At 59.9% G+C, this 19,074-nt stretch carries 19 protein-coding genes; 16 read left to right on the forward strand and 3 right to left on the reverse strand.

The window, feature by feature from the left end; translation table 11 throughout:
* The first annotated feature begins 16 nt into the window (after window positions 1-16).
* Complete coding sequence (locus BW979_RS11710; protein ID WP_013693986.1) at window positions 17-820, forward strand: IclR family transcriptional regulator; 804 nt, start codon at window positions 17-19, stop codon at window positions 818-820.
* A gap of 6 nt (window positions 821-826) precedes the next feature.
* Here the strand turns inward: BW979_RS11710 and BW979_RS11715 are convergent, their stop codons facing one another.
* Window positions 827-1,879, reverse strand: coding sequence for an NAD(P)-dependent alcohol dehydrogenase (locus tag BW979_RS11715; protein ID WP_076383841.1), 1,053 nt, complete (start codon window positions 1,877-1,879; stop codon window positions 827-829).
* Window positions 1,880-2,058: 179 nt separating this feature from the next.
* On the opposite strand from BW979_RS11715, the gene BW979_RS11720 reads away from it, so the two are divergent.
* A complete protein-coding gene (locus BW979_RS11720; protein ID WP_047228224.1) occupies window positions 2,059-2,949 on the forward strand; it encodes an AraC family transcriptional regulator in 891 nt (296 codons plus the stop codon).
* 183 nt (window positions 2,950-3,132) lie between these two features.
* Here BW979_RS11720 and BW979_RS11725 read toward each other — a convergent pair whose 3' ends face one another.
* A complete protein-coding gene (locus BW979_RS11725; RefSeq protein WP_076383842.1) occupies window positions 3,133-4,797 on the reverse strand; it encodes an electron transfer flavoprotein-ubiquinone oxidoreductase in 1,665 nt (554 codons plus the stop codon).
* 546 nt (window positions 4,798-5,343) lie between these two features.
* On the opposite strand from BW979_RS11725, the gene BW979_RS11730 reads away from it, so the two are divergent.
* The 11 genes from BW979_RS11730 (at window position 5,344) to BW979_RS11780 (ending at window position 13,277) form a co-directional block, all read left to right on the forward strand.
* A complete protein-coding gene (locus BW979_RS11730; protein ID WP_007908338.1) occupies window positions 5,344-6,093 on the forward strand; it encodes an electron transfer flavoprotein subunit beta/FixA family protein in 750 nt (249 codons plus the stop codon).
* A gap of 1 nt (window position 6,094) precedes the next feature.
* Entirely contained in the window at window positions 6,095-7,024 is a 930-nt protein-coding gene (locus BW979_RS11735) for an electron transfer flavoprotein subunit alpha/FixB family protein (RefSeq protein WP_076383843.1), read from the forward strand.
* Between the two features lie 90 nt (window positions 7,025-7,114).
* The gene (locus tag BW979_RS11740; protein WP_076386580.1) at window positions 7,115-7,939 is read left to right on the forward strand and encodes a substrate-binding periplasmic protein; all 825 of its coding nucleotides are present in this window, start codon (window positions 7,115-7,117) and stop codon (window positions 7,937-7,939) included.
* A gap of 9 nt (window positions 7,940-7,948) precedes the next feature.
* On the forward strand, window positions 7,949-8,308 hold the full coding sequence (locus BW979_RS11745; protein WP_047228227.1) for a DUF4398 domain-containing protein: 360 nt from the start codon (window positions 7,949-7,951) through the stop codon (window positions 8,306-8,308).
* Complete coding sequence (locus tag BW979_RS11750; RefSeq protein ID WP_076383844.1) at window positions 8,305-9,114, forward strand: OmpA family protein; 810 nt, start codon at window positions 8,305-8,307, stop codon at window positions 9,112-9,114. The genes BW979_RS11745 and BW979_RS11750 overlap by 4 nt, the downstream gene beginning before the upstream one ends.
* Before the next feature lie 201 nt (window positions 9,115-9,315).
* Complete coding sequence (locus BW979_RS11755) at window positions 9,316-10,755, forward strand: aminotransferase-like domain-containing protein (protein ID WP_047228229.1); 1,440 nt, start codon at window positions 9,316-9,318, stop codon at window positions 10,753-10,755.
* An 89-nt stretch (window positions 10,756-10,844) separates the two neighbouring features.
* Window positions 10,845-11,321, forward strand: a complete 477-nt coding sequence (locus BW979_RS11760) for a translation initiation factor 2 (protein ID WP_076383845.1) — start codon at window positions 10,845-10,847, stop codon at window positions 11,319-11,321.
* Between the two features lie 137 nt (window positions 11,322-11,458).
* Window positions 11,459-11,713, forward strand: a complete 255-nt coding sequence (locus tag BW979_RS11765) for a YkgJ family cysteine cluster protein (protein ID WP_047228231.1) — start codon at window positions 11,459-11,461, stop codon at window positions 11,711-11,713.
* A gap of 37 nt (window positions 11,714-11,750) precedes the next feature.
* Entirely contained in the window at window positions 11,751-12,359 is a 609-nt protein-coding gene (locus tag BW979_RS11770) for an START domain-containing protein (protein WP_047228232.1), read from the forward strand.
* Window positions 12,360-12,497: 138 nt separating this feature from the next.
* Window positions 12,498-12,734, forward strand: coding sequence for a hypothetical protein (locus tag BW979_RS11775; protein ID WP_047228233.1), 237 nt, complete (start codon window positions 12,498-12,500; stop codon window positions 12,732-12,734).
* Between the two features lie 201 nt (window positions 12,735-12,935).
* The gene (locus BW979_RS11780) at window positions 12,936-13,277 is read left to right on the forward strand and encodes a ribonuclease E inhibitor RraB (protein ID WP_047228234.1); all 342 of its coding nucleotides are present in this window, start codon (window positions 12,936-12,938) and stop codon (window positions 13,275-13,277) included.
* Between the two features lie 95 nt (window positions 13,278-13,372).
* Here the strand turns inward: BW979_RS11780 and BW979_RS11785 are convergent, their stop codons facing one another.
* Window positions 13,373-14,185 (reverse strand): c-type cytochrome, encoded by an 813-nt coding sequence (locus tag BW979_RS11785; RefSeq protein ID WP_076383846.1) that lies wholly within the window; start codon window positions 14,183-14,185, stop codon window positions 13,373-13,375.
* 617 nt (window positions 14,186-14,802) lie between these two features.
* Between BW979_RS11785 and BW979_RS11790 the strand changes: the two genes are divergently transcribed.
* The 3 genes from BW979_RS11790 to BW979_RS11800 all read left to right on the forward strand — a co-directional run bounded on the left by BW979_RS11790 (window position 14,803) and on the right by BW979_RS11800 (window position 19,003).
* A complete protein-coding gene (locus BW979_RS11790; RefSeq protein ID WP_076383847.1) occupies window positions 14,803-16,008 on the forward strand; it encodes an acetyl-CoA C-acetyltransferase in 1,206 nt (401 codons plus the stop codon).
* Between the two features lie 25 nt (window positions 16,009-16,033).
* On the forward strand, window positions 16,034-18,178 hold the full coding sequence (locus BW979_RS11795; RefSeq protein ID WP_076383848.1) for a 3-hydroxyacyl-CoA dehydrogenase NAD-binding domain-containing protein: 2,145 nt from the start codon (window positions 16,034-16,036) through the stop codon (window positions 18,176-18,178).
* A gap of 90 nt (window positions 18,179-18,268) precedes the next feature.
* Complete coding sequence (locus BW979_RS11800; RefSeq protein ID WP_047228238.1) at window positions 18,269-19,003, forward strand: amidotransferase; 735 nt, start codon at window positions 18,269-18,271, stop codon at window positions 19,001-19,003.
* Window positions 19,004-19,074 lie beyond the last annotated feature (71 nt).

Genomic DNA, 19,074 nt, shown 5'->3' on the forward strand with positions numbered 1-19,074 from the left:
CTGTTGAAGGCCGGATATGCAGCAAGACGATCCAAAAATCACCAAGGACGCGGCGCCCACAGGCACCCAGACACTGCTGCGTGGTCTGGGTGTGGTCCAGGCGGTCGCCAGCGGCGCCCGTGACCTGAAGGAAATCGCCCGGTTGATCGGCACCACTCGCAGCACCACCCATCGTTTGGCCAGTTGCCTGGTGGATGAGCGCTACCTGCGGGTGGTGCCGCAAGTGGGTTATCTGTTGGGGCCGAAGCTGATCGAGCTGGGTTTTCAGGCCCGGGAAGAGTTGCCGCTGGTGAGCCTGGCGGGGCCGTACCTGGACGAGTTGTCGGCGCTCACCGGTGACACTGTTCACCTGGCGATTCGCGAGGGCGACGAGGTGTTGTACCTGCTGAAAAATCCAGGGCGCAATGGCCCGGAAATGCGTTCGCGCGTGGGCCATCGCATGCCGCTGGCGCGTACCGGGATCGGTAAGGCGCTGATGCTCGATGATTCTCAGGAACAATGGAAAAGGCTGTATGAAATCAGCTTGCCGGCGGGAGGGAAGAATCAGTTCTGGCCCCAGCATCAGGAGCAATCCTGGGAGCAGTTCCAGCAGCGGATGGTGGAGTATGTAGCGGGTGGTTATGCCTTCGATCTGGAAGACAACGAGCCGTCGATTCGTTGCGTGGCGGCGCCGATCCGAGACGCCGGCAAGCGCATCGTCGCCGGTATCAGCATCGCCAGCACCGTACCGTATATGCCGCTGGAAAAAATGGCCGAGCTGATTCCCCTGGTCAAAGGGGTCACAGCCCGGCTGTCGGCGGAACTAGGCGCGAAGGTCTGACGAACGTCAGGCTTTGAGCGTCGCCATGTCGATGACGAAGCGGTACTTCACGTCGCCTGCGATCATGCGGCTGTAGGCCTCGTTGATCTGGCGGATGTCGAGCATTTCAATGTCGCAGCTGATGTTGTGTTCGGCGCAGAAATCCAGCACTTCCTGGGTTTCTGCGATACCGCCGATCAGCGAGCCGGCCAGGACCCGACGGCCCATGATCAGTTTGGCCGCGTGTACCGGCGGATCGATCGGCTCGACCAGACCCACCAGGATATGCACGCCGTCGAAACGCAAGGTGTCGAGGTAGGGATTGAGGTCGTGCTGCACCGGAATGGTGTCCAGCAGGAAGTTGAAATGTCCGGCGGCAGCGGCCATCTGTTCTGCGTCGGTAGACACGATCACGTGGTCGGCGCCCTGGCGTCGGGCTTCCTCAGCCTTGCTCGCCGAGCGGGTGAACAGCGTCACTTCCGCGCCCATGGCCTTGGCGAACTTGATGCCCATGTGGCCGAGGCCGCCCATGCCCAGCACGCCGACCTTGTCACCGGCTTTCACGCCATAGTGCTTGAGGGGCGAGTAAGTGGTGATGCCGGCACAGAGAATCGGTGCGGCGCCGGCCGGGTCGAGGGTTTCCGGGATGCGCAGCACAAAGTGTTCGCTGACCACGATGCTGTTGGAGTACCCGCCCATGGTGTGGCCGCCGCTGATACGGTCCGGGCTGGCGTAGGTCTGCGTCATGCCTTGGTAGCAGTATTGTTCCAGGTCCGCGCGACAGGCTTCGCACTCGCGGCAGGAGTCGACCATGCAGCCAACGCCCACCAGATCGCCAATCTTATAGCGGGTGACATTCGCACCGACGGCGGTGACTTTTCCGACGATCTCATGGCCGGGCATCAACGGATAAACGGCAATGCCCCATTCATTGCGGGCCTGGTGGATGTCGGAATGGCATACGCCACAGTAGAGAATGTCGATCGCCACATCGTCGGCTCGCGGGCTGCGGCGTTCGAACTTCATTGGGGCGAGGGGAGTGGTGGCCGATTGGGCGGCATATCCGATAGCAGTGTACATAATGGACCTCGCTAAGCAGTGAACGGTGAGGTGGACCATTGTGGGAGTCATGTCGCTTCGCGGCGATGGCGATTCCTACGCGTGTCGTGCCTATTCCTCCGACATTGACTATGGTTTGATCCTACGAAACATTAGACCTGCGATGATGCTTTCATCCCTTTTTTCGTGAAGTTTTTCCCATGTTGTTGACCCGTCATCTTGATGCCAATGCCCCTTTGGTCTCGCTGATTGAACCCCTGGCGACCCGCGACGGATTCGTGCCCACGCAGTTGCCGGGCGTACAGGTGCTCAGGGCCAGCCAGGACGTTGCCCGTGGTCCACAGCTCTACGAGCCGAGTCTGGTGATCATTGTCCAGGGCAGCAAACTGGCGTTCCTGGGGCCACGCACGCTGGAGTACGGTGCGGGGCATTATTTGATCCAGGCGCTGCCGGTGCCGTTCGAATGCGAAACCTACGCCATGCCCAATGCTCCGTTGCTGGGGGTTTCCGTGGCAATCGATCGGGCGATACTGGGGGAGCTGGTGCTGGCCATGGGACTGGTGCCGGGGCGCAGCCTTGCGCCGCAGACCCCGGAGTCGATGACGTGTGCGGTGCTCGATGACGCCATGCGTGGATGTGTCGAGCGCTTGTTGCACTGCCTGCACGATCCGTTGGAATGCCAGGTCATGGGTCAGGCGCGGTTGCGGGAGTTGCTGTTTGTTGCCTTGCGCGGGCCCCAGGCCGACGTGCTGCGCGCGCTGGTGGAGCAGCAGGGCCAGTTTGCCCGGATTGCCGCTGCCCTGAGCCATCTGCACGCGCATTTCACCGAGCCGTTGAACGTCGAGACGCTGGCCAGCTGCGCGAACATGAGTGCTTCGACCTTCCATGAACATTTCAAACGCAGCACGCTGTTGTCGCCGGTGCAGTACCTCAAACGACTGCGTCTGCTCAAGGCTCAGCGGTTGCTGCTGATCGAGGGCATGGGCGTGGCCCAGGTTGCGCACCAGGTGGGGTATCAGAGTTCGTCGCAGTTCAGCCGGGAGTACAAGCGTTACTTCGAGCGCAGTCCCGGGGAAGAGCGCGTCGCTTGATCACTCAGGATTCCTTGTGGGAGCGAGCCTGCTCGCGATAGCGCCTTGTCATTCAAGATGAATGTCGACTGACGCGCCGCTATCGCGAGCAGGCTCGCTCCCACATGGGTTCGGTGTGGTTGACAGAATCGCAGGCAACAAAAAGGCCCCCATGTCGGGAGCCTTGATGTTCAGCGAATCGGCTTACATATTCGGGTAAGTCGGCCCGCCGGCGCCTTCCGGCGAAACCCAGGTGATGTTCTGTGCAGGGTCCTTGATGTCGCAGGTCTTGCAGTGAACGCAGTTCTGGGCGTTGATCTGGAAGCGCTTCTCGCCGTCTTCCTGGGTCACCACTTCGTACACCCCGGCCGGGCAATAGCGTTGGGCCGGTTCGTCATACAGCGGCAGGTTCTTGCTGATCGGGATGCTCGGATCGGTCAGCTTCAGGTGGCAGGGCTGTTCTTCTTCATGGTTGGTACCGGAGATGAACACCGAGCTGAGTTTGTCGAAGCTGATCTTGCCGTCCGGTTTCGGGTAGTCGATCTTCTTGCAGTCAGCCGCCAGTTTCAGGCAGGCGTAGTCCGGTTTGGTGTCATGCAGGGTGAACGGCATCTTGCCGGCGAAGATGTTCTGGTCGAGCCAGTTGAAGCCGCCGCCGATGATAGCGCCGTACTTGTGAATCGCTGGGCCGAAGTTACGACTGGCGAACAGCTCTTCGTACAGCCAGCTGTTCTTGAAACTGTCGACGTAGGCGGTCAGTTCATCGCCGCCTTCGGATTCGGCGAACAGGCGATCGGCCACCGCTTCGGCGGCGAGCATGCCGGACTTCATGGCGGTGTGGCTGCCTTTGATCTTGGCGAAGTTCAGGGTGCCGAGGTCGCAACCGATCAGCGCGCCGCCCTTGAAGACCATTTTCGGCAGCGAATTCAGGCCGCCCTTGCAGATGGCACGCGCACCGTAGCTGACGCGCTTGCCGCCTTCCAGGTACTGCTTGAGCACCGGGTGATGCTTGAGGCGCTGGAACTCGTCGAATGGCGACAGGAAAGTGTTGCTGTAGGACAGATCGACGATCAGGCCGACGACCACCTGGTTGTTTTCCAGGTGATAAAGGAAAGAGCCCCCGGTATTTTCGGTGCCCATGATGTCCAGCGGCCAGCCGGCGGTGTGCACCACCAGGCCCGGTTGATGCTTGGCCGGGTCGATTTCCCAGATTTCCTTCAGGCCGATGCCGTAGTGCTGGGCGTCGGCGTCGCTGTCCAGGTTGAAGCGCTTGATCAGTTGCTTGCCGATATGACCACGGCAGCCTTCGGCGAACAGCGTGTATTTGCCACGCAGTTCCATGCCAGGGGTGTAGAGGCCTTCTTTCGGCTTGCCTTCACGGTCGACACCGAGGTCGCCGGTAATGATCCCGCGTACGACGCCGTTCTCGTCGAACAGCGCTTCCTGGGCGGCGAAGCCCGGGTAGATTTCCACGCCCAGGTTCTCGGCCTGCTGGGCCAGCCAGCGGCACAGGTTGCCCAGGGAAATAATATAGTTGCCTTCGTTGTGCATGGTCTTGGGCACAAAGAAGTCAGGGATTTTGCTCGCGGTCTCGGCGTTTCTCAGGACAAAAATGTCATCGCGCACGACGGGCGTGTTCAACGGTGCGCCGAGTTCTTTCCAGTCCGGGAACAATTCGTTCAGGGCGCGGGGTTCGAATACCGCACCGGAGAGAATGTGCGCACCGACTTCGGAGCCTTTTTCGACCACGCAGACGCTGATTTCCTTACCGGCTTCGGCGGCCTTCTGTTTCAGTCGGCAAGCGGCAGACAGGCCAGCGGGGCCGGCACCGACGATGACCACGTCGAATTCCATGTATTCGCGTTCCACAGGCTATCTCCTACTCAAGGCTCAACAGTTTTTTCTAATTGGAGGTTTGGCGTTGCATCCACGATCTGCTTCGCGAAATCGACGAAAGCGGCAATGAATGACCCGCGGTTCTCTCTTAAGCGGCGCATTATATCTACACCACTCTCAGGGTCCAATACAAACGTTTGTTTGAAATAGCCGCAGGCCAGATAAATCACTGACGTACGGCTTATGACTGACCATTTTGCCGTATTGACCGGAATGGGCGTTCCGGTCAATATACGGGCGGTTTTGCGCTCGCCGTAGGCTGACTGTTGGTTCCAAGAGCACCTCTAAAGACAGGGCGAAGGCAGCACAAAGTGACGTATTGCGTGGTTCGGACGCGCAGTTTACACGCCGCGATAATGAATGACTCGTCGGTCATCACTGACGAACGGTCTTCACTCCCGTGAGCAAGGTCATGTGTGGTTCATGCCGGCGTTTTTAGAGGTGCCCTTGCGCCCATGAGCATCAACCGCCAGGTTCGCCTAGGCGACTTTCTTTTCACCGGAGAGTAACGAGGAATCCATGAAGGTTCTTGTAGCTGTCAAACGAGTGGTCGACTATAACGTCAAGGTTCGCGTCAAGGCGGACAACTCCGGCGTCGACCTCGCCAACGTCAAGATGTCGATGAACCCTTTCTGCGAAATCGCCGTAGAAGAAGCCGTACGCCTGAAAGAAAAAGGCGTGGCGACTGAGATCGTCGTCGTCTCCATCGGCCCGACCACTGCCCAGGAGCAACTGCGTACCGCGCTGGCGCTGGGTGCTGATCGCGCCATCCTCGTCGAATCCGCCGAAGACCTGACTTCCCTGGCCGTGGCCAAGCTGCTCAAGGCCGTTGTCGACAAGGAACAGCCACAGCTGGTGATCCTCGGCAAGCAGGCCATCGACAGCGACAACAACCAGACCGGCCAGATGCTCGCGGCATTGAGCGGCTACGGTCAGGGCACGTTCGCGTCCAAAGTTGAAGTGTCCGGCGACAGCGTTGCCGTGACTCGCGAAATCGACGGCGGCGCGCAGACTGTTTCCCTGAAACTGCCGGCCATCGTCACCACCGACCTGCGTTTGAACGAGCCGCGTTATGCGTCCCTGCCAAACATCATGAAAGCCAAGAAGAAGCCGCTTGAAGTGCTGACTCCGGACGCTTTGGGCGTTTCCACCGCCTCCACCAACAAGACCCTGAAAGTCGAAGCGCCGGCTGCACGCAGCGCGGGTATCAAGGTCAAGTCGGTGGCTGAACTGGTCGAGAAACTGAAAAACGAAGCGAAGGTAATCTGACATGACTATCTTGGTAATCGCCGAACACGATAACAAGGCGTTGGCTCCGGCCACGCTGAACACCGTTGCTGCCGCTGCGAAAATCGGTGGTGATGTCCACGTTCTGGTGGCCGGTCAAGGCGTTGGCGCCGTGGCTGAAGCCGCTGCGAAAATCGCGGGTGTGGCAAAAGTGTTGTCGGCCGACAACGCTGTCTATGCGCACCAGTTGCCGGAAAACGTTGCACCGCTGGTGGCCGAGCTGGGCAAGGGCTACAGCCACATCCTGGCTGCCGCCACGTCCAACGGCAAAAACATCCTGCCGCGCGTTGCCGCTGCGCTGGACGTCGACCAGATCTCCGAGATCATCTCGGTGGAAAGTGCCGACACCTTCAAGCGCCCGATCTATGCCGGTAACGCCATTGCTACCGTGCAGTCCAATGCTGCGGTCAAGGTCATCACCGTACGTGCTACCGGTTTCGACCCGGTTGCTGCCGAAGGTGGCTCCGCTGCTGTTGAAGCGGTGGCTGCTGCTCACGACGCCGGTATCTCCAGCTTCGTCAACGAAGAACTGGCCAAGTCCGATCGTCCGGAACTGACCGCTGCCAAGATCGTCGTTTCCGGCGGGCGTGGCATGCAGAACGGTGACAACTTCAAGCACCTGTACGCCCTGGCCGACAAGCTGGGCGCCGCCGTCGGTGCTTCCCGCGCCGCGGTCGACGCAGGTTTTGTACCTAACGACATGCAGGTCGGCCAGACCGGCAAGATCGTTGCGCCACAGCTGTACATCGCCGTCGGTATCTCCGGCGCGATCCAGCATCTGGCCGGCATGAAAGACTCCAAGGTGATCGTCGCGATCAACAAGGACGAAGAAGCGCCGATCTTCCAGGTGGCTGACTATGGCCTGGTAGCGGACTTGTTCGAAGCCATCCCTGAGCTGGAGAAGCTGGTCTAATCCGGCGTCTTCACTTATAAAGAGCCCGGCCCTTTGGCCGGGTTTTTTATTATCTGCACGTTGTTGTCACTGCAAGGGGAGCATATCGCCATGGATCTTCGCCGTTTGGCTGGCGTGTCGTTGCTGTGGGCGCTGGCCGTCGTGCCAGGTCTGTCTGTCGCCGCCGGCAAGTGTGAACGTCTGATCGCCACCGGTAGCCCGGATGCGCCGCCCTACCTGTGGCAAGACCCCCAGGATCCCAAACACCTGATCGGCGCCAGCGCCGACCTGCTGGCGCAAGTGGCGACGGAGCTGGGGATCAAGATCGAATTGCTCTATGCCGGCAAGCGTGCTCAGGCCCTGGACGAAGTGCGCAGCGGACGCATGGACCTGCTCGTCGACGCCGCGCTGACCATCAGCGAGCTTGAAACCCTGGACTATGTTCATCCGCCCTTGCTGAATAACGATTACCTGGTGTGGACCCGCAAGGATTCGACATTGGTGATCGCTCAGCCCGAGGACCTTCATGGTCATCCCGGGGCATTGTCGCAAAAGGCGCGAATGACCCAGGCATTTGGCGTATTTGCCGAGCAGCAATTGTCCCTGACCCGTACCCCCAACCTGACTGAAGCCTTTCAGAAACTGCTGCTGGGGGAGGTGGAGTATGTCCTGGCAGGGCGTTACTCGGGCCTGGCGATGGCCCAGACATTGGGCATGGCCAATGACCTGCAGGCCGCGCCGCAACCAGTGGATACCCCGGGGCTGTTCCTCGCGGTTTCCCATAACTCCGCCTGCAATGACCCATGGTTGCGCGGACAGCTGGCGCAAAAGATGACAGAATTGGCCGCGTCCGGCCTGACGGAGGCTGTGTTGCAGCGCAATATCGAGCGTTGGAAAACACAGTTGCAGCCACCTGTTGGTGCCCCAAAACAGTAGGGAACATTAGTGACTATTCGACCTCTTTTCGCTGCCCTGGCCGTACTGGCTCTGGCGGGTTGCGCAGCCGATCCGGCGCCGAATGAACAGATTCGCCTGACTGAACAGGCGCTGGAGCAAGCCCGCGCCGTGGGCGCCACCTCCGAAGAAGTGCCCGAGTTGAAACTCGCCGAAGAAAAGTTCGCCCGCGCCCAGTCCAACATGGCCGACGAGTCGTTCAAGAAGGCCCGCATGCGCGCTGAGCAAGCCGAACTGGATGCACGCCTGGCCGAAGCGAAGGTGCTGACCCTCAAGGGCGAGGAACACCTGAACGTGCTTAACACCCGCATCGAGCGCTTGCGCAAACAGTTGAGAGATGATGCCCAATGAAGCAGTCCCAAGTATTTGGCGGCCTGATTCTCGCGGGCCTGGCCAGCTTGTACGGTTGCGCGGGTCAGCGCAGCGAAGTGGCGCTGGAAAAGGCAGGTGCCGACTTCCAGAAGGTCAAGGAAGACTCCAACGTATTGCGAGCCGCGCCCAAGGACGTCATCCGCGCCGGCGAATCCCTGGCCCGGGCCGATCGCTTGTCCAGCTACTGGGGCAGCAGCGAAGATGTGCTGCATTACGCCTACCTGAGCCAGCGCTACAGTGAGATTGCCCGTGAGCACAGCAATCAGGTGCTCAATGAAGAGCGCGCGGCGAAGCTCGAGCTGGAGCGCCAGCGCCTGCAATTGGCCCTGCGCGAGTCCAAGTTGCTGAGTGTCCAGCAACAGGGCAAGTGGCTGGAAGAGCAGATCATGGCAATGGCCACCACCCAGACCGATCGCGGCCTGGTGATGACGCTCGGTGACGTGCTGTTCGACACCGGCCAGGCGCAGTTGAAGAACTCGGCAAACCGGGTGGTGCTCAAGATCGTGCAATTCTTGCAGCTCAACCCCAAGCGTGTGGTGCGTATCGAAGGTTACACCGACAGCACCGGCGGCAAGCAGGAAAACCTCAAGCTGTCCCGTAACCGGGCCCAGGCGGTGGCGGACGTGCTGGTGGACCTGGGGATCGACGAAAAGCGCATTCAGGTCGAAGGCTACGGTGATGAGTTCCCGGTCGACGTCAACGCTTCCGAGCGTGGTCGGGCACAGAACCGTCGGGTTGAAATTGTGTTCTCCGACGAGAAAGGCCAGCTCGGCGCCGCCCGCTAAGGGCTGCGTTGCTGGAAAACCCGGCCCCTTCAGAGGCGCCGGGTTTTTTTGGGCCTGCGACTCAGTGATTCATGAGTACAGTTGGGGGCTGTCACTGCCCTCTAGGGTCGGGTAATCTGGCAACTGTCCCAGTACACTTCTAAACTGTTCCGGTACTATCTCTCACAAAAATAAAATGCCCGTGAAATCGAGTGCTGCGTCATGACCAACCTCTTGCTCTATCAACGTATTGCCCAACAACTGGCTGAAGACATCCGGCGCGGTGTGTATCAGCCCGGCGAACGTGTGCCTTCGGTGCGCAAGATGAGCTCGCAGCTCAACGTCAGCCATGCGACGGTGCTGCAGGCCTACGCCAACCTTGAAGATCAGGGGCTGATCCGTGCGCGGCCGCAGTCCGGTTACTACGTGCATCAAACCCCGGCCCTGACGGCGCCGACGCCGGACATCGCGCGGGTCGAGCGTCCGGGGCTGGTCACGCGCAGCAGCATCATCCAGCAGGTGTTGGTTGAGTCGCGCCGCGAAGGGGTATTTCCCCTGGGCGCGGCGGTGCCGAGCGTCGACTACCTGCCTGTACGAGCGCTGCACCAGCAACTGGCCAAGGTCACGCGCTTCCACAGCCCGCGGGCGTTCAGCTACATGTTCAGCCCGGGCTTCGAACCCTTGCGCCGCCAAGTGGCGATTCGCATGCGCGATGCCGGGGTCGTGGTGGATCCCTCCGAGGTGGTGATCACTCACGGTTGCGTGGATGCGCTGCAAATGTCCTTGCGGGTGCTGACCCGGCCAGGAGACCTGATCGCCGCCGAGTCGCCGACCTACTACGGCTTGCTGCAACTGGCGGATCTGCTGGGCCTCAAGGTCATCGAGATCCCCAGCGACCCGGTCACCGGCATGAGCCTGGAAGCCCTGCAACTGGCGGCCAATCAGTGGTCGATCAAGGCGCTGGTGCTGACCACGCGCTTGAGCAATCCCCTCGGTGGGACGATGCCCGAGGAGCGGCAAAAGCAACTGTTGCGCCTGGCCTCGGATTTCGACATCCAGATCGTTGAAGACGATATTTATGGCGAGTTGATGTTCGAGCAGGGACGCACCAAGGCGCTCAAGGCCTATGACCGGTTGGACCGAGTCATTTACTGTTCGAGTTTTTCCAAGACGTTGTCACCGGGCGTGCGCATTGGTTGGATGATTGCCGGTAAATTCCAGCAGGAAATCCAACGGCTCCAGACCTTCAGCACGCATTCGGCATGCAGCGTCACGCAGATGGGCATCGCGGCGTACCTGGAAAATGGCGGCTATGATCGGCACTTGCGTTATATCCGCCAGGAGTACCGCAAAAACCTCAGTGCCTTTCAGTTGGCAGTGCAGCAATACTTTCCCGAAGGTACGCAAATGAGCCGGCCTAATGGAGGCTTCATTCTGTGGGTCAGTCTGCCGGGGCGGGTCAACACCCAGGAGTTGCATGTACGGGCGTTGCAGCAAGGTATCAGCATTGCACCAGGGCTGATTTTCAGTAACACCGAACAGTTCAACCATTGCATCCGCCTCAATTGCGGTACGCCTTGGAACCGCGAAGCTGAACGGGCCTTGATGACGCTAGGCCTGCTGGCCACCCAACTGTGCCAGGAGACCGCCAGCGGTTTTTGATAGAAACTGGCGGCTCCTGCCTGATGTGCTTGTCAGCGGCTGAGTAACAGGCGAGCATGGGGATCTCTGCCGTAAGTGCCGTAGTGTCTATGAAAGCCATTGCTCCTGCCGCCTGGGTTTTGATCGGCCTGTTGACTGCCTTCCATTCGGAAGGTGTCGTGGCTGCGTCGGCGCAGGAGAAACCGGCCGCCAGTGCGACTAAAAGCGCCTCGAAGAAAAAACCGGCAGTTGTTAAAAAAGCGCCGGCTAAAAAAGCTGCGGTAGCGAAGAAAAAACGGGCCCCTGTCGCCTCCAAGAGTCAATCTGCCCGCGAGGTCGCCAAAACCCGGTTACCGCCGGCCAAGCTGGATTTGAGCCTGCCTCAAGACATGGTCGAGGATCTGCAGCCTCCGGGTGCGGTGCCGTTACCCAAGCATGAGCCTTTGCTGCCCTCCATGTTTGGGGAAAAGCCGGGCCCGTTCCAACTCAATGGCCGTTTGTTGAGCAATGAAATGCAGCTGCCGTTGCGCAATCAAGAGCGCAATGAAGTCGAAGGCGCGGCGCTGGATTTCGAATTCAAGCAGTAATCCTTCCTCTCGTCGCTGACTGTAGGGTCATCCTGGCGTACAAGAAAAAACACACGGACGGTAATTTAAAACGAGTGTTTTAGCCGTTACTCTGTGTTCTGTTACCAATCATTACTTGTCGTGAGGATGTTGTCGTCATGAAATGCCGCGAAGGCTGTGGCGCCTGCTGCATCGCCCCTTCCATCAGTTCGCCGATTCCTGGCATGCCCGACGGCAAGCCGGCGGGCGAACGTTGTGTGCAGCTGTCAGTCGATAACCTGTGCCAGATATTCGGCCAGCCGGAGCGACCGAGGGTGTGCTCGGCGTTCGAGGCCGACATCGAGGTCTGCGGCAACAGCTCTGAAGACGCCATCCGGCTGATCGGTTGGTGGGAGCAAATCACGGCAGCGTAATGGGCCAGTTCGGAACTTCGATAACAAGGAAAAAACTATGGGTTCGCTGCATCGTATGGCTGTGTTGTGTGGTTTGACCGTGCTGCTGGCAACGGCTACCGCCCAGGCAGAAGACTGGAAAGTCGCCAAGGAAGAGGATGGCATCAAGGTTTCCCTCAGTGAAGTGGCCGGTTCCAAGTACAAGGCCTACCAAGGCGTGACCGTCATGAAAACCACCATGGCCAAGCTGCAAGCGCTTCAGGAAGACGTTTCGGCTGCCTGTGCCTGGATTCACGAATGCAAGAGCCAGGAGCTGCTCAAGCATGAAGGGGACCAGAGCTGGACCTACACCCAGTTCAACACGCCCTGGCCGGTTACCCCGCGGGACTCGGTGTTGCAAGTGACCACCGTCAAAGGTGCCGATGGCAGCCTGACCCGCAACCTCAAGGGCGTGCCAACCTACCGGCCTGAAAAAAAGGGTTTTGTGCGGGTCACTCAAGTTGAAGGCTTCTGGAAATTCACGCCAAAGGACGCCGGTCAGGTCGAAGTGATCTATCAGGTCCACACCGAACCAGGTGGCGATGTTCCTTCCTGGCTGGCCAACAAGTTCGTGGTGGATGCGCCGTTCAATACGTTGAAAGCCTTGAAAGCACGTGCCGAGAAATAATCGCCGACGCTGCATGAAAAACCGCCCGTGAGGCGGTTTTTTTTATGGCAGCCGTCCAACGACTGAGCGGAACGATTGTTCAGCCCTGAATGTCGAGATAGAGGTAAGCCAGGCCCTGAATTGATCGAGGAGACACCGATGCAAAAGTGGGAAATCACTTTCGTTGATGATCACGGCGAAGCCATCGCCGAGCGGTTCGACTATGAACAGGAGCCCACAATGGAGCAGGCTGCGCAGTTGATTCGCCAAAAGCTGCTCCCCGTACCCGCCAAGCTTGATCTCAATGACCTGGAGGGCCGCACCGCAGACCCTACGGTCAAGAATCTCAAATCCCAGCACAGTATCGAAATCATCAGCATTACACCGATTTCATGAAGTCACTGCCTGGCCCCGCTTGGCAGTGACCACTACTTGCAGCTACTCTGCAATTGAGATCAGCGAAAGGATCGCTTAGGTCCGGTCTTGTCAGCTACATGCTTGTGTCCCGACGGTAATTTGATGCCGTATCGCTGCAACCCAAGGGTTGCCAGCACGGGAAGACGGAAAGTCTATCCATCGGTTTGAGGAGGACGTTTCATGAGCACAGCCTATCAAGAAGACATCAGCACCAGCGTGCTTCGCCGCATGAAAGAAGGCGGTTTCGATTTCTCACAATTCCATCCCATCGAGTTCTACGCCATTTTCCCGGATGAGGAGCGGGCGCGCAGGGCGGCAGGTCAATTTCGGGGTGAGTCATTGAATGCACAGATCAGCGCACGGGATGACGGCGCCTGGTCATTGGAGTTGAGCCGGGTGATGTACGCCACCTACGATGACATTGGAGACTTCGAACAAAACTTCGAGGCGGTGGTGGAGCCTTTGGGTGGCATCATCGAGGGTTGGGGTGTCAAACAGGAAATACGGCGCCTGCACGCCTGACCGTTCATTCACGCAACCCGAGCAACGGCTGACCCATGTGTCGGCCGTTTTCATAGGTGTGCTCCCACCAGATTACTTCAGGCACAAAACCGACTTCATGGGGCCAACGGCTGTTTACGCCCCGCCATGTGCTTGAGATACCCCACCAGCAGATCCAGCTCCGCATCCGGCAGCACCGTGGCCGAGAACCCCGGCATCTTCCCTTGGGGCCAGCGACGCAGGCTTTGTGGGTCGCGGATATAGCGCTTGAGGAAATCCCCGGAAAAGTACTCGGTAGGATTGAAGGGGATGTTCAGGTCCGGGCCAAACTGCGCGTCGCCTGCGCCGTTGAGCCGATGGCAAGCCAGGCAGTTTTTCTGGAACAGTTCAAAGCCCTTATAGACCGGGTCAGCCTGAGTCACCGTGGGCGCTGGCAGCAGGGCAGGGAAGCGCTCGGCTACCGCTGACAGGCGCTTGATCGTCGCCACCGCGTAAGGCCATTGTTCGGGGCTGATGTGGCCTGCCTGGGGGTTGGTCCAGACCAGATAGAAGGGCCCGGCGCTGCCCTTGCCTTCACCCAGTGGAGGCCAGGGGTGGGCCGGGTCTTCGATCGCCAGCCAGGCTCGCGCGCCGTTTGTGTTGAGTAACGGTGCCGCGGGCAATTCGGCGGCAAATCCGTCCAGCGCCACGGCCTGGAGATGGTCGTCGGGCTCGACGCCAGTCAACAGCGCTGTCAGCGGCACGGCGCGATAATTCATCGGCTTTTTGTAGGAAACGTCTTCAGCGATCTGGATCGTTCGGGCTTCAGGATGCTGGAGCAGTTCTTCGGTCTGCCAGGTGCGGGCAGTCGTGCCCAGCTCCAGCACCAGCTGCGCGGCAAACAAGGGCGTGCTGAGCAGCAGCGCGCCGAACACAATGAGAACTTTCACGAGGGTCGTCTTCCATGTCGAGGGAGTGCCGCAAAGGTTGGCACAGCCACCGCGACTCGAACAACGAACTCGTCACATTTTTTGATGATACAAGCGCTACCGCTTGCCGATGGTACAGGCACCCGCGCGCCGGATTCAGCCGATCACCTTGGTGATATTCGGCACAATCAACAGCAGCGTCGTGGCGAAGAGAATGAGTCCGGCTTGGCGAACTTTCGAATGTTTGAACATGGCTGACCCGCCTTTTTTGTTATTTCCTGAGGCCAGCCTGCATATCTCCTGACGGCTGGCGTTGCACTTCCTGTCTGACAAGCGCCTCGGCAAAACCCGACGACTATCTTGTACAAGGATTACATTAGGGGCCGCAGCCGCCTTGGCTTAGATCCAATTCGTATTAGTTTGCTGCCGTCCGCTCTTAAAGTGATATGAGGCCTAGTGCCACCTTCGTGAAGGCCCTTTTGCTAGACACTTTGCTCACCTGAATCGGTTAACCCGATAGCATGCTACCGTTCGTCTGAGCGTGGCCGTCAACGTGGTTGAGCACTGCGGTCATTGAATCTCGGGCCGCTGGGCTTATGGTTGGAGCCATTGCATTGTCCCAGTGGTTTGAGGATGTCATGACCGAAGCTTTGATTTTTGACGCATTACGCACCCCCCGTGGCAAGGGCAAGGCCGATGGCGCTTTGCACAGCGTCAAGCCGGTGAACCTGGTGGGCGGCCTGCTCGCCGCCCTGCAGCAGCGCATGGGCCTGGACACCAGTCAGGTTGACGATATCGTGCTCGGTTGCGTGACGCCGATAGGTGATCAGGGCGCCGACATCGCCAAGACCGCCGCGCTGATCGCCGATTGGGATGTCAGCGTGGCAGGCGTGCAGCTCAACCGGTTCTGCGCCTCGGGCCTGGAAGCGGTAAACCTGGCGGCGATGAAAGTGCGCTCCGGGTTCGAGGATCTGGTGGTGGCCGGAGGTGTCGAATCCATGTCTCGCGTGCCCATGGGCAGCGACGGCGGCGCTTGGGCGCTGGATCCTCAATCCAATCTGCAGGGCCACTTCACACCTCAGGGCATCGGTGCTGACCTGATCGCAACCCTGGAGGGCTTCAGCCGCGAGGACGTCGATGCTTTCGCGCTGCACTCCCAGCAAAAGGCGGCCCGGGCCCGGGCCGACGGTTCGTTCAACAAATCCCTGGTGGCGGTGCGGGACCAGAATGGCATCGTGCTGCTGGATCACGACGAATTCATCCGTGCGGACTCGACTCTGGAGGGCCTGGGCAAGCTCAAGCCGAGTTTCGAAGCCATGGGCCAGATGGGCTTCGACGCTACGGCGCTGCGGGTCTACAGCCATGTGGAACGGATCAATCATGTCCACACGCCGGGCAACAGTTCCGGCATCGTCGATGGGGCGGCGCTGATGCTGATCGGTTCCGAAGCCAAGGGGCAGGCGCTGGGGCTGCAACCGCGGGCGCGGATCGTCGCCACGGCTGTCACCAGCACCGATCCGACCATCATGCTCACCGGCCCGGCGCCGGCTACCCGCAAGGCTCTGGTCAAGGCTGGGCTGCGGGTGGAGGACATCGACCTGTTCGAAGTCAACGAAGCGTTCGCCTCAGTGGTGCTCAAGTTCATCAAGGACATGGCCATCGACCCCGCCAAGGTCAACGTCAACGGCGGCTCCATCGCCATGGGGCATCCCTTGGGGGCTACAGGCTGCGCAATTCTCGGCACCTTGCTCGATGAGTTAGAGGCGCGTCACCTGCGCTATGGCCTGGCGACGCTGTGTGTCGGCGGCGGCATGGGCATTGCCACCGTTATCGAACGTCTCTGAGCCCCGACTTCAAGGAATACTTTTCATGAGCGATGCCATCCGTTACGAAACCGGCCAGGACCGGATCGTCGTCCTGACCCTGGACATGCCAGGCCAGAGCGCCAACACCATAAATGCGACGTACCGCGAGGCCATGGCTGCCTGCGTCGCTCGGTTGACCGCCGAAAAAGACTCGATTGCCGGGGTGATCATTACCTCGGCCAAGAAGACCTTCTTCGCTGGCGGCGACCTCAACGAACTGGTCAAGGTCGGTAAACCCCAAGCCAAGGCATTCTATGAAATGGTGCTCGGGCTCAAGGCGCAACTGCGTGCCCTGGAAACCCTGGGAAAACCGGTGGTGGCGGCCATCAATGGCGCGGCCCTGGGCGGCGGCTGGGAAATCTGCCTGGCTTGCCATCATCGTGTGGCGCTGGATCACCCGTCGGTGCAGATTGGCTTGCCGGAAGTCACCCTGGGCCTGTTGCCAGGTGGCGGCGGGGTGGTGCGGATGGTGCGGTTGCTTGGCTTGGAGAAAGCCTTGCCGTATTTGCTCGAGGGCAAGAAGGTGCGCCCGCAACAGGCACTGCAGGCCGGTCTGATCGATGAGCTGGCGGTGGATCGCGAGGACCTGCTGAGCAAGTCCAGGGCCTGGATTCTCGCCAACCCCAGCGTGGTCCAACCTTGGGATGCGAAAGGCTATCAGATCCCGGGTGGCACGCCGTCTCACCCGAAAGTCGCGCAAATGCTGGCGATAGCACCTTCCATCCTGCGCAACAAAACCCAGGGTTGCCTGCCCGCGCCGGAGAAAATTCTCTGCGCGGCAGTGGAAGGTGCCCAGGTGGATTTCGACACCGCCCACGTGATCGAAACCCGCTACTTCACTGAGCTGACCACTGGCCAGGTGGCCAAGAACCTGATCGGCACTTTCTGGTTCCAGCTCAACGAAATCAAGGCCGGCGGTTCGCGCCCGCAGGGCTTTGCACCTTATCTGACCCAACAAGTCGGAGTACTCGGTGCCGGCATGATGGGGGCAGGTATCGCCTACGTCAGCGCCATGGCCGGGATTGCGGTGGTGCTCAAGGACGTCAGCCTTGCCGCCGCCGAGAAAGGCAAGGCCCGCACGGCGGCGCTGCTGGATAAGAAGATCGCCCGCGGGCAGCTTACCGTCGAGCAGCGCGAAGCCACGCTGGCGCGGATTCAAACCACTGACAGCGACGCGGACCTTGCCGGTTGCGATCTGGTCATTGAGGCGGTGTTTGAGGATCGCGCCCTGAAAGCCAGCGTCACAGCCGCTGCCCAAGCGGTTGTTGGGGCGGACGCGGTGCTCGCCTCCAACACCTCGACCCTGCCCATCACCGGCCTGGCGACGGCTGTACCGGATCAGACGAAGTTCGTCGGCCTGCATTTCTTCAGCCCGGTGGAGAAAATGCCTCTGGTGGAAATCATCAGGGGCGCCCGCACCAGCGACGAGACCCTGGCACGAGCTTTCGATTTCGTTCTGCAAATCAACAAGACGCCGATCGTGGTCAACGACAGTCGTGGTTTCTTCACCTCCCGGGTATTCGGCACCTTTACCAACGAAGGCATCGCCATGCTGGGTGAGGGCGTGAGCGCGCCAATGATCGAGACTGAGGCGCGCAAGGCCGGGATGCCGGTGGGGCCTCTGGCGATCTCTGACGAAGTTTCCCTCAGCCTGATGAGCCATATCCGCGCGCAAACCGCCAAAGACCTGCAAGCGGAAGGGAAAACACCGATCGAGCACCCGGCGTTCGCCGTGATTGACCTGCTGCTCAACGAATACAAGCGGCCAGGCAAAGCCGCCGGGGCCGGTTTCTACGAGTATCCGGCCGACGGGCAGAAACACCTGTGGCCGGAGCTCAAGCATCGTTTCGAGAAAGCCGACGGGCAGATCTCGCCACAGGACATCCGCGATCGCCTGCTGTTCATCCAGGCTCTGGAAACCGTGCGCTGCGTAGAGGAGGGCGTGCTCACCTCCACGGCGGACGCCAACGTCGGCTCGATTTTCGGTATCGGTTTCGCCGCCTGGACCGGCGGTGCGTTGCAGTTCATCAACCAGTACGGCCTGCGGGATTTTGTCGCCCGCGCTCAATATCTGGCCGAGCAGTATGGCGAGCGATTTTCACCACCGGCCTTGTTGCTGGAGAAAGCCGCCAGGCAAGAACTGTTCTGACTGACAGGGGAAGGGGCTTGCCTTGGGACGGTATTTCAAGGCACGCTCAGGGGGTGTGCAATATTCCCATCATCGTGTCAGGTATTTTTTATGTCGCTGCGCATCTGCATTTTGGAAACCGATACCCTGCGTCCGGAACTGATCGACCAATATCAGGGTTACGGGCAAATGTTCCAGCGCCTGTTTTCACAACAGCCCGTCGCGGCTGAGTTCATTGTGTACAACGTGATGCAGGGGCAATACCCCAACGATGATGAGTCTTTCGACGCTTACCTGGTAACCGGCAGCAAAGCCGACTCCTTCGGCACCGACCCCTGGATTCAAACCCTCAAGACCTTCTTGCTGGATCGCTACCAGCGAGGCGACAAGTTGCTGGGCGTGTGCTTCGGTCATCAACTGCTGGCGCTGTTGCTGGGCGGCAAGGCCGAGCGCGCCACTCAAGGCTGGGGCGTGGGCACCCACCGCTACAAGCTCGCGGCCAAGGCGCCATGGATGAGCCCGGTGATGGAAGAGCTGACCCTGCTGATCAGTCACCAGGACCAGGTCACCGAGCTGCCGGAAAACGCCACGGTGATCGCGTCCAGCGATTTTTGCCCGTTCGCCGCCTACCACATCAACGATCAGGTGCTGTGCTTCCAGGGCCACCCGGAATTCATCCACGATTATTCCCGGGCGCTGCTGGAGATCCGCCAGCAACACCTTGGCGAGCAGATCTACCGCCAAGGCATGGCCAGTCTTGAACAGGCGCATCACGGCACCACGGTGGCTGAATGGATGATGCGTTTCGTCGCGCACAAGCCTGAAACCGCAGCGGCCCAAGACTAAAACACCATCGCCCCCACACTTGATAGACAGGTAATCAAGTGTGGGAGCGAGCCTGCTCGCGATGAATGTCA

It is taken from the genome of Pseudomonas sp. A214 (genome assembly GCF_900156295.1).
GTDB classification, from domain to species: Bacteria; Pseudomonadota; Gammaproteobacteria; order Pseudomonadales; family Pseudomonadaceae; genus Aquipseudomonas; species Aquipseudomonas rhizophila.